Genomic DNA, 15,089 nt, shown 5'->3' with positions numbered 1-15,089 from the left:
ACCACTGGAGCAAAAAATGACTCACCCGACTGATACGACAGCGCCCTCCGTGGCCGCAGCCAATGCGCCGGCTGGCGAAGACCTGCTTTCCAGCCTGGACTGCGACGTCCTGGTGGTGGGCTCCGGCGCGGGCGGCCTGGCCGCCGCCGTGACGGCCGCCTACCACGGGCTGAAGGTTGTGGTGGTGGAAAAGGCGGACGTGTGCGGCGGTGCCACGGCGTGGTCGGGCGGCTGGGCCTGGGCTCCGGGCAATCCGCTGGCCCGGGCTGCCGGCGTCAGCGAGGACAAGGAGACCTTCCGGGCCTACCTGCGCGGTGTCCTGGGGGCCGACTACCAGGCCGACCGGGTGGACGCCTTCCTGGAGGCGGTCCCGCACATGGTGGGCTTCTTCCACGGGAAGACGTCGCTGCAGTTCGTCCCGGGTGCCAGGATCAACGACATCTATGGTGGCCTGCCCGGTGCCGGGACCGGGCACCGCTCGGTGGGGCCTAAGCCCCTGAATGCCCGGCGGATCCGTCCGGCGGTGCGTGCCAAGCTGCGGCACCAGCTGTATGAAACCTCGTTCCTGGGAATGGGCATCATGGCGGGGCAGGACCTGGGCAGGTTCCTGTCCGCGTCCCGGGGCAACCCGCGCGGTCTCCTCCATGCAGGCTGGCGCTTCGGCCTGCACGTCCTGGACCTGGTGACGCACCGGCGCAACATGCAGCTGGTCAACGGCACGGCCCTGACCGGCTGGCTGCTGCAGTCAGCAGACCGCTTCGGCGTGGACGTCCGCGTCTCCACCCCGGCCCGGCGCCTGCTGACCGACGGGGCAGGCAAGGTGACGGGCGCCGTCGTCGGAACCCCTGAGGGGGAGCTGCGGATCAACGCCTCACGCGGGGTGGTCCTGGCCGCCGGTGGCTTCCCGCAGGATGTGGAGCGCCGGAAAGAGCTGTTCCCGAACACACCCACCGGACGCGAACACTGGACGCTGGCACCGGCGGAGGCTAGCGGCGACGGCATCAGCCTGGGCCAGTCGGTGGGTGCCCGCTTCCGGACTGACGTGAAGTCCGCGGCCGCATGGTGCCCGGTGTCGCTGGTGCCGTACCGCAGCGGCCGCACCGGCACCTTCCCGCACATCATGGACCGGGCCAAGCCGGGCAGTATCGGCGTCCTGCGCAGCGGGAGGCGGTTCGTCAACGAGGCCAACGGGTACTACGACTATGTGTCGGCAATGCTGGAGGCCACGCCGGCGGGAGAGCCGGCGGAGGCCTGGCAGATCGCCGACTCCCGCTTTGTGCGTCGCTTTCCGCTGGGCATGGCCAAGCCGCTGCCCGTGCCGCTTTTCCCCTACCTCCGCTCCGGTTATCTGAAGAAGGGCCGCACGCTCGAGGAACTCGCGGAGCGGTGCGGCATCGACCCCGCCGGGCTGAAGGACACCGTGGAGCGCTTCAACCGCAACGCCGCCGCAGGCGTGGACCCGGACTTCGGCCGCGGCTCCACGCCCTTTAACCGCTATGGCGGAGACGCGTCTGTGAAGCCGAACCCGTCGCTTGGCCCCATCGAGAAGGGTCCGTTCTATGCGGTGCGTGTGGTGCCGGGGAGCTTCGGCACGTTCGCGGGACTGGATGTGGACGGGCGCTCGCGCGCTTTGGACGACGACGGCCGGCCAATCCCGGGCCTCTACGTCACCGGCAACGATCAGGCCAGTGTGATGGGCGGGCACTACCCCGCCGGCGGCATCAACCTCGGCCCGGCGCTGGCGTTCGGATACGTTGCCGGCCGGGATCTGGCCGGCGCCGTGGAGTACGAGGACGACGGGACTGTGCCCGTGGAAGGGATTGTGCCCGTGGACTCCGGCGCTGTGCCCGCGGACTCCGGCATCGGCGTGGGTGCAGCCTGACAGGGAACAGGACAGCCCATTGACACCCTTCACCGGCTGCCATATCCTACAACCAAATGGTTGTAGATCAGCTTAGCGATGCCGAACTTGACCGCCTCTTCCAGGCGTTCGCGGACACCACCCGGCGGGACATCATGCGCCGGGTGACGGTGGGCGAGTACTCGGTGAGCGGCCTGGCAGCCCTCTACGCCATGAGCTTCGCCGCCGTTCAAAAGCACGTGGCGGTGTTGGAGCGCGCGTCCCTGGTCACCAAGGAGAAGCGCGGAAGGGAACAGATCGTGCGGGGCAACCATGATGGCCTGGAGAAAGCCCGCCGGCTGCTTGATGAGTACGAGGTGATCTGGCGGCAGCGCGTCGCCCGGATTGCAGACATCCTCACTGAAGAAGCAGATATCCGCACTGAAGAATAGGAAGGGTCCGGCAATGACGGTTATCAGTTCCACCAAGAACCCCGAGGCGCTCAGCTTCACGCTCGTGGCAGAGTTCGACGCCGATGTGAAGCGCGTTTGGCAGATCTGGGAAGACCCGCGGCAGCTCGAGCGCTGGTGGGGGCCGCCCACCTGGCCGGCAACGTTCAGCCAGTACGAATTCACCCCCGGCGGAGAGGCTTCCTATTACATGACCGGGCCGGAGGGCGAGAAGGCCGGCGGCTGGTGGCGCATCACCGACATCCAGGCGCCCAACCGCCTTGAGTTCGACGACGGCTTCGCGGACGACGACGGCGCACCCGTCGCGGAAATGGGCACTACGCACGCCACCGTCACGCTGGAGGACATCGGCGGCCGTACCCGGATGACCGTCCTGTCCGTTTTCGAGTCCGAAGAGCAGATGAACAAGATGATCGAGATGGGCATGGAGGACGGCATGAAGGAGGCTGCCGGACAGATCGACGCCCTGCTGGCCGAGCACTCCCGCGCCTAGCGCGCGGCCCTTGCCGGCCGGTCAGCCGGCCGCGGCGCAAACGCAAGAGGACGACGGCGGGAAGTTCCGCCGTCGTCCTCTTACGTTTTGTCCGGGGTGCTGCCTAGAGCGCAGCGCCCGCGGTGTTCAGGCTGAGCGTGAAGGTGTTCGGGCCGCTGAGGGTGACGGCGACGTCGCTCTTCTGTGCGTTGGCCCGGCTCGAAAAATCGTGCACCAGCGTCTCCAGCGTGTGGTTCACTGCAGAACGGTCCCAGATCTTGATCGTCATTGATTCGGCGGTTTCGAAGGTCATTTTCTCAGTGCTTTCGTCTCTGGGCATGGCGCCAATGCGATGCCGCGGAACAGGTCGGCCTAGAGAACGCTCGGAGGCCTTAGGCAGCTCGACGAGCTCACCGGTTTGGCCTCATTGCGTCCACCAGGATTTTGTTGTGTTTGAACTTCTAAACCCGATTTCGGAAAGCGTATTACTATCGGGCTTCACTCTATGATGCACAGGCGCGGGAAGGCTTTTCAACCGATTTGGCCGCAAACGGCGGGTGAGGTTTGACACATGCCCCTTCAGCGCCAACGGACACTTGAGGCCCTCAGGAAGCGTTTCCCAAGGGCCTCAAGTGTCCGTTCGCGCAGGTGGGCCGGAGCGGTGCTGCGGCGCCGTCGGCGGCGTCCTCCCCATGATCCTGCGCAGGACCCTTGCTGCGTAAGCAAGAACGACGGCGGGCCGTCCGGCCGTCGTCCATCCGTTGTGTTCGCCGGTTGGCGGCTTAGCCGATGAGTGCCAGGACTGAGCCCGCGGTGATCAGCTCGCCGGGGCCGGCGGCGACGCCGGAGAGCACGCCGTCCCGGTGGGCGGGGACGCTGGTCTCCATCTTCATGGCCTCCAGAACCACCACGGGATCACCGGCGGCCACTTCGGCACCCGGCTCCACGAGCCACTTCACCACGGTGCCGCTCATGGCGGCGCGGAGCTGCGCAGGATCGGAGCCGCCGGTACCGCCGTCGGGGGAGCCGCCGTCTGCCGTCCCCAGACCATCCAGGCCGCCGGGAAGGGCCTGGCCTGACCGGGCCCAGCCGTCCAGCAGGTCCGCCGGAAGCCCCACCGCGAGCCGGCGGCCGTCCAGGTCCACGGTGATGGTGCGCCGGCGGCCGTCGGGGCCGGTGGGGGAGAAGTCCGGATCGGCCGGGATGCTGTCGGCGAAGTCCGTCTCGATCCAGCGGGTGTGGACGTCCAGGCCGGTCTCCGAAGCGAAGTCCGCAGCTTCCACCACCGCGCGGTGGAACGGCAGGACAGTGGCAACGCCGGTGATGCTGATCTCGGCGAGGGCGCGGCGGGCCCGGCGCAGCGCCTGCTGGCGGTCGGCGCCGGTGACGATTAGCTTCGCCAAGAGCGAGTCGAACTGCGGTGCCACGAAGGAACCGGAGCGGACTCCGGTGTCCAGCCGGATGCCGGGGCCCGTGGGTGCGGTGAATTCTCCGATGGTGCCGGGGGAGGGCAGGAAGCCGCGCCCCACGTCCTCGGCGTTGATCCTGAATTCGAAGGCATGGCCGCGCGGGGCGGGATCCTCGGTAAAGCGGAGCCGTTCCCCGGCGGCGATCCGGAACTGCTCCTGGACCAGGTCGATCCCCGTGGTTTCCTCGGTGATGGGGTGTTCCACCTGCAGCCGCGTGTTCACCTCGAGGAAGGCAACCGTGCCGTCGGCGGCGACCAAAAACTCCACCGTCCCGGCACCCGAGTAGCCGGCTTCCCGGCAGACTGCCTTGGCGGCGTCGTAGATCTGGGTCCGCTGACCGTCGCTGAGGAACGGCGCGGGCGCCTCCTCCACCAGCTTCTGGTGCCGGCGCTGGAGGGAACAGTCGCGGGTTCCGACGACGATGACGTTGCGGTGCGTGTCGGCCAGCACCTGCGCCTCCACATGCCGCGGCCGGTCCAGGTAGCGTTCCACGAAGCATTCGCCGCGGCCGAACGCGGCCACCGCCTCGCGCACCGCGGAGTCGAAGGCCTCCTCGACCTCCTCCATGTTCCGGACCACCTTCAAGCCGCGCCCGCCGCCGCCGAAGGCAGCCTTGATGGCAATGGGCAGCCCGTGCTCCTCCGCGAAGGTGCGGGCCTCGGCAGCGGACTCCACCGGCCCGTCGCTGCCCGCCACAAGCGGTGCGCCGGCGCGGACGGCGATCTCGCGGGCCGTGATCTTGTTGCCGAGCTGGCGGATGGCCTCCGGCGACGGCCCGATCCACGCGAGTCCGGCGTCCAGCACCGCCTGGGCAAAATTCGCGTTCTCGGACAGGAAACCGTACCCGGGGTGGACCGCGTCCGCCCCGGCAGCGGCAGCGGCGCCGAGGAGCTTCTCGATGTTCAGGTACGTGTCCGCGGGAGAGTTGCCGCCAAGGCTGAACGCCTCGTCAGCGGCGGTGACGTGCATGGCGTCCGCGTCGATGTCGGCATACACGGCCACGGAGGCCAGCTGTGCGTCGTCGCAGGCACGGGCGATCCGGACGGCGATTTCGCCGCGGTTGGCTATGAGGACCTTGTGCATCAGTTGCTCGCTTTTCTTTGTGGAGTCTGTTCGGGAGAAGTTTCTGCGGGGGAGCCCTCGGAGGCGGCCGTGTTGGGGGCGATGCGGAAGCGGATCCTTCCGCCAATCGGGACCTGGGCGGCCAGGTCGAGCTGATGGTCAACCACCACTCCGATGACCGGGTAGCCGCCCGTGATGGGATGGTCGGCGAGGAAAAGGACGGGCAGGCCCTCCGGCGGCATCTGGATGGCACCCGCCACCGTTCCTTCGCTCGGGAGCTCGCCCGTGCGGCTGCGCTGCAGGGGTGTTCCGTGGAGCCTCATGCCCACGCGGTTGGACTCCGGCTTGACCGTCCAGTCCTGGCCGCACAGGGCGTCGAGGGCGGCCTGGTCGAACCAGTCCGCGCGCGGGCCCGGGACGATGTCCAGCACTGTGACCCCTCCGCTTGGGTAGTCGGGCTGGATTTCCGGGCTGCCGACGACGCCGGACTCGGCCGCGCCGCCAGAGGGCAGCAGTTGGCCGGCGGCCAGTGGCTTCGGCCCGATGCCGGACATGGTGTCCGTGGAACGGCTGCCCAGCACAGGTGGCGCGTCGACGCCGCCGCGGACAGCCACGTAGCTGCGGAAGCCGGCGTCGGGAACCCCGAGAGTGAGGATCTCGCCGTCAAGGAGGGCGAACGGCGCTGCCACGGGAACGGTGCGCTGCCGGTTCGGTGCGTCGCCGTTCTGGATCTCGCCGGCTTCCGGCGCATCAGAGGCCGACGGCGTGGAAACGGTGAGTGCCGACGGCGCCCCCGCAACGGCCAGGACCTGGTCCCCGACGGCCTGGACCCTGAGCCCGCCGGAGACGGTCTCGATAGCTGCGGCCGACGGCGCGTTCCCCACCAGGCGGTTTGCCCTGCGGAGCGAGGCCCGGTCCAGTGCGCCGGCGGCGGAGACGCCAAGGGCCGAATACCCCTGCCGGCCGAGGTCCTGAATGAGGCTGTGGATGCCGGGCGACAGGACGCGGAGGCCTGAGGTGGTTGCCGGGGGTGCCTGCTGGCTGTCGGTTTGCTGGCTGTCCGTGGTTGCTTCGCCGGACGGTTCAGTGGCCAACTGGACCACGTCACGGACCGCGCGGAACTGGACCCGGTGGCCCGGGCTGGCCAGTGCGGGTTCGGGGCGGTCGAGGTCCCACATCTTCGCTCCGGTGCGGCCGATCAGCTGCCAGCCTCCCGGGGACTGCCGCGGGTAGACGGCCGAGTAGTTCCCGGCCAGCGCTACCGATCCTGCCGGGACCGCGGTGCGCGGGGAGCTTCGGCGCGGCACCTCCAGCGCCTGGTTCTCGCCCACCATGTACCCGAAGCCGGGTGCGAAGCCCGCGAAGGCAACGGTCCAGACCTGGCCGGTGTGGACGGCGATCACACCGTCGGCACCGAGGCCGGTCAGCTGCCCCACCTCGGCGAGATCCTCGCCGTCGTACACGGTGTCAATGACCACCAGGCCGCCGGCCTGCTCGGCCGGTGCCGTGAGGTCCAGCTCCAGGAGGGCCTGCCCGATCCGGCGGGCGGCGGCGGGGGATTCGGCCCTGACCATGACTGTTTCGGCGGCCGCCAGGACGTCCTGCTGTCCCGGGAGCGGAGCCTCCAGGAGCGCGGCCTGCAGGGCGAGTACGTCCTGCGTTCCGGAAACTTCCGCGAGGACCGTCCGAGTTCCCACCGGCCGCACCGCGCGCACCCTGCCGGGGCGGGCGGCGCTTGGGCGGGCGTCCGGGGCGGCCTGGCCTGATGATGCGTTGCCCGTGTCCACGTCTGCCATCGGGGTCTGAATCCGTCGCTTCATGGTTAGACGAAGGCTTCGATGTTGATGCCGGCGGCGTCGAGCGCGCGCTTCACGGCCACCGCCATGGCCACCGCACCCGGGGAATCCCCGTGGACGCACACCGATTCCGCACTGATTTTCAGGTCCGAACCGTCGATCGCGCTAATGGCCTCGCCGGTGGTCATCTGCAGGACGCGGGCCGCAACCGCCTCCGGGTCCTCCAGCACAGAACCGGGCTGGGAGCGCGACGTCAGCGTGCCGTCAGGGTTGTAGGCGCGGTCCGCGAACGCCTCGGAGACGGCCCGGAGCCCGGCTGCCTCCGCGAGCCGCAGCACTTCGGATCCGGGCAGGCCAAGGATGGGCAGGCCGGGATCCACCGACTTCACCGCGTCCACCACGGCGCGGGCCTGGGCGGTGTTGCGGACGATGGCGTTGTAGAGGCCGCCGTGCGGCTTCACGTAGCGGACCCTGGTGCCGGCCGTCGCGGCCAGCGCCTGCAGGGCACCGATCTGGTAGACGACGTCGTCGGCCAGTTCGCGGGGATCTACGTCCATGTACCGGCGGCCGAATCCGGCCAGGTCGCGGTAGCCCACGTGGGCCCCGACCACCACGCCGGCCTTGGCGGCCGCCTCGCAGGTGGACCGGATGACGCTGGGATCGCCGGCGTGGAATCCGCAGGCGACGTTGGCGCTCGATACGGAGGCCATCATGGCCGCGTCGTCTCCGAGGCTCCATCGCCCGAAGGATTCACCGACGTCGCTGTTCAAATCTATTGCGTGCATTGTGACCCTCATCTCAACTCGTCCTTATACAAGGATGCACCCTCCGGCAAAAATGTTCAACAATTCAACAATCCAATTGTGGTTGGCTCGTGTAAATTCGGTGTATGGCCACAGTGAATCCGCATGAATCAACGGTGCGAGCAGCATCCGGCGCCGCCCGGCTCCGCGTGGCCGTGCCCTCGGTGGCCACCCGGGTTGCGAGCGAGCTCCGGCTACAGATCGCAGAAGGTGCCCTTCCGCCCGGGACCAAGCTGAAGGAAGAGGCTCTTTCCGAGGAGCTCGGGGTCTCACGCAACACTGTCCGCGAGGCGTTCGCCGAGCTTGCCAGCGAGCGGTTGGTGGTCCGCCAGCCAAACCGCGGCGTCTTTGTCGCCAGCCTCGAGGCCAGCGATATCCACGACGTCTACGCCGTCCGGCGCGCCATAGAGATAAGCGCGGTGCGGGGTGGCGGCAGTGCCGAAAGCATCGCGGCCGTGCGCGCGGCCGTGGAGGAAGGCAAGCGCGCGGCCGAGGCCGGGGACAGTGAACGGCTCGGCAGCGCCAACCAGCATTTTCACGGTGCCCTCGTTGCCATGGCCGGCAGCGAGCGCCTCAACAGCATCATGTCGCAGGTGCTGGCGGAGATGAGGCTGTTCTTCCACAAGGCCTCCATCGACGGCGGTTTCTACCAGGACTACCTGTCCGATAACGAGCAGATCTGCAAGGCGCTGGAAGCCGGGGAGTTTGAGCGGGCGGCTGAACGGCTCCTGGCCTACCTTGACCAGTCCGAAGAGCACCAGACCGCCGTCCACTCGTCGTAGCTGACGCTCCTTACCACTCCACTGGCGCGAACGGACACTCGGGGCCCCATTTCCGGGGGCCATAAGTGTCCGTTCGCATTTAAGCCCCTTGACCCTGTGATCTGCGTCGCGTAGATTGTTCAACACGTTCTGGATTGTTCTACATTTCCACAATCCAACAGAAAACTCCGCTTTCGGCGGTTACCCGGGGAAGCCGCCAACCAACCTCAGTGCCCTCGCCCTGTCATCGTTGCAGGCTGGGTAGACAGGCGAACCAGCGCATCCGTAGCAAGACGGATAGCATCCACACTCTTCATGGAGGAACAAATGGCCAATCAATCCGCAATGGCCTCCGCAGCCCCCAAGCCCGCTGTCGGGCGCAAGGACATGTACAAAGCATTCGCGGCCAGCCTCACCGGGACCGCGCTGGAGTTCTACGACTTCGCGGTCTACTCCGCGGCGGCCGCCATCGTCTTCCCGCTGATCTTCTTCCCGGCGTCGGACCCTGTGACGGGCACCCTGCTGGCGTTCTCGACCTACGCGGTGGGCTACATCTCCCGCCCGGTCGGCGGCATCATCTTTGGCCGGCTGGGCGATGAGATCGGACGCAAGAAGATCCTGGTCTTCACCCTGATGCTGATCGGCGTGGCCACTTTCCTCATCGGCCTGCTGCCCACCTACGGCAACATCGGCATCATCGCCCCCGCCATCCTGGTTTTCCTCCGCTTCGCGCAGGGCGTCGGCGTCGGCGGCGAATGGGGCGGGGCAGTCCTGCTCTCCAGCGAATTCGGTGACCCGCGCCGCCGCGGTTTCTGGGCCTCCGCGGCACAGATCGGTCCGCCCGCCGGCAACCTGATGGCCAACGGCGCGCTCGCCGTCCTCACGCTGACCCTGTCCGAGCAGGCATTCCTGGACTACGGCTGGAGGATCGCCTTCCTGATCTCGGCACTGCTCGTCGCGTTCGGGCTGTGGATCCGCCTTAAACTCGAAGACACCCCCATCTTCAAGGCCATGGAAGCCCGGGGCGAGCAGCCCAAGGCGCCCATCCGCGAACTCCTCGCCACCCAGCGCCGGCCCCTCCTGGCCGCCATGCTCAGCCGCATCGGCCCGGACGTCACCTACGCGCTGTGCACTGTCTTTACCCTGACCTACGGCATCCAGGAGCTTGGCTTCGACCGCGGGCAGGTCCTCCTCGCTGTACTCATCGGCTCGGGCCTGCAGCTCTTCACGATGCCGCTCGCGGGTGCCATATCCGACCGGATCAACCGCCGCCTTCTCTACGGCATCGCCGCCGTGGCTGCGGCCGTGTGGGGCTACCTGTTCTTCATCGTGCTGGAAGGCCGCTCCCCGGTGATGCTCGTCGTGGGCACCGTGCTGGGACTGCTCTGCCACTCCTTCATGTACGGACCGCAGGCCGCATTCGTCGTCGAGCAGTTCTCTCCGCGGCTCCGCTCCACGGGTAGCTCCCTGGCGTACACTTTTGCGGGCATCATCGGCGGAGCGATCGCACCGTTCATGTTCACCCTGCTGCTGAGCACCTTCCACAGCTGGGTCCCGGTGGCCATTTACCTCAGTGTTGCCTGCCTGCTGACGCTGGTGGGCCTGGCCCTGGGCCGCGACTCCAACGTCGCTGAGGACGAGGAATACCTCCGTGCATCCACCGGTGCCGCCGAAAGCGCAGCCCGATGAAGCAGGCGAATGCCCTCCTGGCGCCGGCCGAGGCCCGCCGGCAGTTCCGTGGTGGCCTGGTCACACCCACCTCCGGCTGGAGCGACGGCTATACCCAGGCCAACCTGATCGCCGTGACGGCTGACTACGCGGACGAGTTCCTCGAGTTTTGCCGGCTCAACGCCAAGGCCTGCCCGGTCATCGACGTCATTCCCGCTGGGCAGTACGAAAGCGCCCTTGCTGCAGGATCTGATATCCGCACCGACATCCCTGCCTACCGGGTGTGGAAGGACGGTGAGCTGGCCGCCGAGGTACCGGACGTTCGCACGCTCTGGCGCGACGACATGGTGGGCGTGCTCATCGGCTGCAGCTTCACGTTCGAAGCTGCGCTTGCCGCCGAGGGCATCCCGCTCCGCCACACGGAGACGGGGCGCAACGTCCCCATGTACCGCACGAATGTCGAGTGCGTCCCGGCAGGACGGATCCACGGTCCGATGGTGGTCTCGATGCGGCCCATGCCGGCCGAACTGGTGGAAACCGCCATTCGAGTAACCGCTGAGGTGCCGAAGGTTCACGGCTCGCCGGTCCACGTCGGATCACCCCAGGAGCTGGGCATAGCCGACTTGTCGCGCCCCGACTTCGGGGACGCGGTGGACATCCGGCCCGGCGAGGTGCCCGTGTTCTGGGCCTGCGGCGTGACGCCGCAGAGCGCTGTGATGGCATCCCGGCCTACCTTCGCCATCAGTCACGCTCCCGGGCACATGTTCATTACAGATGTTCCGGAGAGCACGTACCGGGTGCCGGCAGGGCAATAAAGGCAGAACAAAGGCGGGGCAGGGCCACTGAGTGTGGCTCTGCCCCTCGCTTGTTAAAGCCGGCCTAGAAGCTCCTGGCGTTTGCCAGTACGGGCAGCTTTCTGCGGACGTCCGGGATGACGGACGGGTCGACGTCGACCACCGCCAGTTCGGGTTCGCCGCCCAGCGCCACCAGCGGGGAGCCCAGCGGCGAGACCACCGCGCTGTGGCCGATCCCGGTGGGCGCCGCGCCGGCGGACGGCAGCCCCAGTGTTGCCGGATCGCCCTGCCCGCAGGCCACCACAAAGGTGGTGCTGTCCACCGCCCGGGCGCGGACCAGCAGGTCCCACTGCTCCGCCTTGCCTTCGCCCGCGCCCCAGGACGCGCAGACGATGTTGATGGCGGCGCCGGCCCTGGCGTTGGCCGTGAACAGTGCGGGGAAGCGAACGTCGTAGCAGGTGGCCAGGCCGATGGTGGCGCCGTTCAGCTCGAAGGTCACCGGGGCGGTTCCGGCATCCACCGAATCGGACTCGGCGAAGCCGAAGGCATCAAAAAGGTGGATCTTGTCATAGGATGTGTCGAGCCCCGGGCCGGTCACCAGGAGCGTGTTCCGCACCCGCCCGCCCTCCCCGGGCGTGAACATGCCAGCCACGACGGCGATGCCCAGGTCCCGGGCAATTTCCCGGACCGCGGTGGCCCACGGCCCGTCCAGCGGTTCGGCGATGTCCGCCAGCGTATTGCCGAAGGCACGCATGGCCGCCTCGGGGAACACCACCAGCTCCGCGCCGGCTGCCTTTGCCCGGCTGGCGTATTCTCGGATCAGCCCGAGGTTGGCCGTCAGGTCGGCGCCGGTGACGATTTGGGCAACTGCTAAACGCATGGATCTGCTCTTCTCTGTTGTATACCTGATGTATGCGAAAAAGTTCGGGGCCTGCGGCGTCCGGCCGGGAGAAGGCGTACGCCTATCTGCGTGAAAACATCCTGACCGACCCGGAAAGGCAGGGGCGGTTCCTCAACGAGCAGGAGCTGGCCGCCGAGATCGGGGTCTCCCGCACCCCTGTCCGCGAGGCCCTGCTGCTGCTTGTCTCCGACGGCCTGGTGGAACTGATCCCGCAGCGCGGGGCCTACGTTCCCCCGGTGACCGGCCGGGAAATCTCGGAACTGATGGAACTGCGCGGCGTGCTGGAAAGCCATGCCGCCCGCCTCGTCATCGAGCACCGGAGCGTGCCGGCGGACAAGATGCAGGACACCCTCGACCAGCAGTCCACGCTCCCCGAAAACGAGGGGGCGGAAGCGGCCCAGGAGTTTATCCGGCTGGACACCCTCTTCCACCAGCAGCTCATCGACGCTGCCGGCAACGAGCTCATCTCCCGGACCTACAGCAATCTGCACGTCCGGCAGATCGTCGTCGGGGTTTCCGCCCTGTTCCGGACGGGAGGCAGACGCGAGCAGGTGTGCTCCGAACACCAGGACATCCTCGATGCCCTGGTGTCCGGGGACGCCGCGAAGGCGCAGGAGGCCATCGACCACCACCTGGCGGTCACCCGCGACATCCTGCTCCGCACCTGACTCCGCACCTGACGGAGTTTTTGTCCAGAGAATCGGACTTCGGCGGCCTTCGGCGGCCGATATCCGGACAAAAACTCGGAACCACTGGAGGGTGGAGACGCTAGAGGGTTTCGCCGACGCCGGACTGCTGGCGGGCCGAGGCGGAACCTTCCAGGAGCAGCCGGTAGTCGAGGTCCTCCACGGTGTCGTTGTCCCGGCCGAGGGCCAGCCCCACCACGGTGACCGCTGCGGCCACGGCCACGTAGATCGCCACCGGAATCCAGGTTCCAAATTCGGCGAGCAGCAACGTGAACAGCAGGGGTGCGATGGCGCCGCCGATGACGCCCGCGAACGTGTAGGCCAGCGAACTTCCGGTGGACCGGAGCCGCGGGGAGAACTGCTCCACGATGAAGGCTGCCTGCGGGCCGTACATGAAGGAGTGCGCCATCAGGCCCAGCACAATGCCGACGATGAGCATCGGCTGGTTGTTGCCGCCCAGGACGCCGAAGAAGACGAACGTCCACACCGCGCCGACCACAGCGCCGACGCCGTAGACCAGGCGGCGGTTGAAGCGGTCGGAGACGGCGCCGGCCAGCGGGATCATGAACAGCTGGAACGCGGAGCCGATGAGGACTGCGGTGAGCACCTGGTTGCGCTCGTAACCGAGGACCTGGATGCCGTACGTGAGCGTGAAGACCGTGAACAGTGCGTACAGCACGTCCGGACCCACGCGGCACAGAATGGCGGCGATCAGCGGGCGGAGTTCCTTGCTGAAGACCTCGCGGATGGGGGCGTGAGGCTGTTCGCCGTGCGCTTCGATGGCCTTGAAGATCGGGGTGTCCTCCAGCTTTAGCCGGATCCAGAGGCCGAAACCGACCAGCACGGCGGAGACCAGGAAGGCGAGTCGCCAGCCGAAGCTCAGGAACTGCTCCTCGGTGAGTGAAACGGTCAGGACGGCAAGGGCGCCGTTGGCCAGAAGGTTGCCCGCGGGCGGACCCACCTGCGCTGCGGAAGCCCAGAAGCCGCGGCGGTGCGGGTCGCCGTACTCGCTGGAGAGCAGGACGGCGCCGCCCCACTCGCCGCCCACACCCACGCCCTGTGCGAAGCGCAGGACCACCAGGAGGATGCCTGCCGTGGCGCCGATGTTGGCGTACCCGGGCAGCACGCCGATGAGCACCGTGGCCACACCGATGATCATCAGTGTGGTCACCAGGACCTTCTTGCGGCCAATGCGGTCCCCGAGGCGGCCGAAAATGATGCCGCCCACCGGGCGGGAAACGTAGCCGACGGCGTAGGTGGAGAAGGCGAGGATGGTCCCGGTCAGCGGATCGGTCGCCGGGAAGAAAACGACGGGAAATACGACGGCGGCTGCCGCCGAGTAGACGGCGAAGTCGTACCACTCGAGCGCGGTGCCGGTGAGGCTGGCGGCAAAGGCCTTGTACAGGCCCTTGGGGTGGATCGTCTTGTGCGGATGCGGCGCTGTGCCGGGACCCGGAACTGGAGTGTTTGCCATGGTGTTGTCCTCCACGAGGTTTTTCTAGTGACGCCTGTCACGCTGGCGTTAAATGTATACATTACGCATACTGGATGTACATTGGCGACCGTTTCCGGTTTCCGGTTTGTAGAAATTTCCGCAGCAGCAAATGCAAAGGATGGATCCACGATGACGACTCTGAGCTTCGAACTACCGGACGGCCGCACGCAGGATGTGGAGGTCAGGCACCTCCTGAATGCAGGCTACGCAGGGCGTGAGCAGGATGAAGTCCAGGCCCATATCGCTGAGCTCGCTGAGCTTGGCGTTCCGGGCCCGGCTACTACTCCCGCCCTGTATCCAGTGTCCCCCTATCTGGCCCAGCAGGTAACGGAAGTGCAGGTGCAGCATGGGCGGACATCGGGGGAGGCGGAGTGGGCCCTTGTCATCACTGCCGACGGGGTGCTGCTCACCGTCGCCTGCGACCATACTGACCGCGCGCTGGAGGTTCACGGCGTGGCCTGGAGCAAGAACGCGAGCCCGGACGTGCTGGGCCGCAAGGCCTGGCGGCTCGATGACGTGCGGGACCACCTGGACCAGATCACCCTCCGGGCCTGGGTGGGGGAGGGCGACACCCCCGACACCCTCATCCAGGACAGCTCGCTGGAAGCCCTGCTGACCCCGGACTACTGGCTGGACGTCCTCACCGAACGCGGCCTCAACGCCCCCGGAACGGTGCTCATCTCCGGCACCGTTGCCATGACCGGCGGCGTGAACCAGTTCGCCCGCAGCTGGAAGGTGGAGATGGCCGATCCGGTGACCGGAAATTCCGTGGATGTCCAGTACATCGTGGAGCAGATGGCCGAGCCGATCGGCTGACATTTCCAGCCCCAAAGGCAGGACGACGACGGCGGGAACCTCCCGCCGTCGTCCGT

General features: G+C 67.6%; 14 protein-coding genes. 8 read left to right on the top strand and 6 right to left on the bottom strand.

The features are described from left to right. Positions 1–16 precede the first annotated feature (16 nt). The 3 genes from AC5RWD_RS13000 to AC5RWD_RS12990 are packed head-to-tail and all read left to right on the top strand — an operon-like array spanning position 17 to position 2,803. Positions 17–1,882: an FAD-dependent oxidoreductase gene (locus AC5RWD_RS13000; RefSeq protein ID WP_494020395.1), complete on the top strand. Its 1,866-nt coding sequence runs from the start codon at positions 17–19 to the stop codon at positions 1,880–1,882. A gap of 56 nt (positions 1,883–1,938) precedes the next feature. Continuing rightward, positions 1,939–2,292, top strand: a complete 354-nt coding sequence (locus AC5RWD_RS12995; RefSeq protein WP_494020394.1) for an ArsR/SmtB family transcription factor — start codon at positions 1,939–1,941, stop codon at positions 2,290–2,292. Between the two features lie 13 nt (positions 2,293–2,305). After that, entirely contained in the window at positions 2,306–2,803 is a 498-nt protein-coding gene (locus AC5RWD_RS12990) for an SRPBCC family protein (protein ID WP_494020393.1), read from the top strand. 103 nt (positions 2,804–2,906) lie between these two features. Here the strand turns inward: AC5RWD_RS12990 and AC5RWD_RS12985 are convergent, their stop codons facing one another. From AC5RWD_RS12985 to AC5RWD_RS12970, 4 genes are all read right to left on the bottom strand, one after another. Then, a complete protein-coding gene (locus tag AC5RWD_RS12985) occupies positions 2,907–3,095 on the bottom strand; it encodes a hypothetical protein (protein WP_476906956.1) in 189 nt (62 codons plus the stop codon). A 469-nt stretch (positions 3,096–3,564) separates the two neighbouring features. Beyond that, complete coding sequence (locus AC5RWD_RS12980; RefSeq protein WP_494020392.1) at positions 3,565–5,334, bottom strand: acetyl/propionyl/methylcrotonyl-CoA carboxylase subunit alpha; 1,770 nt, start codon at positions 5,332–5,334, stop codon at positions 3,565–3,567. Next, positions 5,334–7,133: a 5-oxoprolinase subunit B/C family protein gene (locus AC5RWD_RS12975; RefSeq protein ID WP_494020391.1), complete on the bottom strand. Its 1,800-nt coding sequence runs from the start codon at positions 7,131–7,133 to the stop codon at positions 5,334–5,336. The genes AC5RWD_RS12980 and AC5RWD_RS12975 overlap by 1 nt, the downstream gene beginning before the upstream one ends. A 2-nt stretch (positions 7,134–7,135) precedes the next feature. Continuing rightward, on the bottom strand, positions 7,136–7,894 hold the full coding sequence (locus AC5RWD_RS12970) for a LamB/YcsF family protein (RefSeq protein ID WP_494020419.1): 759 nt from the start codon (positions 7,892–7,894) through the stop codon (positions 7,136–7,138). 104 nt (positions 7,895–7,998) lie between these two features. On the opposite strand from AC5RWD_RS12970, the gene AC5RWD_RS12965 reads away from it, so the two are divergent. The 3 genes from AC5RWD_RS12965 to AC5RWD_RS12955 all read left to right on the top strand — a co-directional run bounded on the left by AC5RWD_RS12965 (position 7,999) and on the right by AC5RWD_RS12955 (position 11,156). Continuing rightward, on the top strand, positions 7,999–8,694 hold the full coding sequence (locus AC5RWD_RS12965) for a GntR family transcriptional regulator (RefSeq protein ID WP_494020390.1): 696 nt from the start codon (positions 7,999–8,001) through the stop codon (positions 8,692–8,694). Positions 8,695–9,000: 306 nt separating this feature from the next. Then, positions 9,001–10,362, top strand: coding sequence for an MFS transporter (locus AC5RWD_RS12960; RefSeq protein WP_494020389.1), 1,362 nt, complete (start codon positions 9,001–9,003; stop codon positions 10,360–10,362). Then, positions 10,359–11,156, top strand: coding sequence for a putative hydro-lyase (locus tag AC5RWD_RS12955; RefSeq protein ID WP_494020388.1), 798 nt, complete (start codon positions 10,359–10,361; stop codon positions 11,154–11,156). Before AC5RWD_RS12960 ends, AC5RWD_RS12955 begins: the two co-directional genes overlap by 4 nt. A gap of 64 nt (positions 11,157–11,220) precedes the next feature. On the opposite strand, the gene AC5RWD_RS12950 is transcribed toward AC5RWD_RS12955, so the two are convergent. After that, complete coding sequence (locus tag AC5RWD_RS12950; RefSeq protein ID WP_494020387.1) at positions 11,221–12,015, bottom strand: carbon-nitrogen hydrolase family protein; 795 nt, start codon at positions 12,013–12,015, stop codon at positions 11,221–11,223. 32 nt (positions 12,016–12,047) lie between these two features. Here AC5RWD_RS12950 and AC5RWD_RS12945 point away from each other — a divergent pair, with 32 nt between their 5' ends. Further along, a complete protein-coding gene (locus AC5RWD_RS12945; RefSeq protein ID WP_494020386.1) occupies positions 12,048–12,704 on the top strand; it encodes a GntR family transcriptional regulator in 657 nt (218 codons plus the stop codon). Between the two features lie 100 nt (positions 12,705–12,804). Here AC5RWD_RS12945 and AC5RWD_RS12940 read toward each other — a convergent pair whose 3' ends face one another. Beyond that, positions 12,805–14,196: an MFS transporter gene (locus tag AC5RWD_RS12940; RefSeq protein WP_494020385.1), complete on the bottom strand. Its 1,392-nt coding sequence runs from the start codon at positions 14,194–14,196 to the stop codon at positions 12,805–12,807. Positions 14,197–14,346: 150 nt separating this feature from the next. On the opposite strand from AC5RWD_RS12940, the gene AC5RWD_RS12935 reads away from it, so the two are divergent. Next, positions 14,347–15,033 (top strand): DUF2848 domain-containing protein, encoded by a 687-nt coding sequence (locus AC5RWD_RS12935; protein ID WP_494020384.1) that lies wholly within the window; start codon positions 14,347–14,349, stop codon positions 15,031–15,033. The last annotated feature ends 56 nt before the right edge of the window (positions 15,034–15,089 follow it).

The organism is Arthrobacter sp. CMU6, assembly GCF_059090205.1.
The sequence above is the reverse complement of the archived record's forward strand: the minus strand, read 5'-3'. Positions and strand labels throughout refer to the sequence as shown.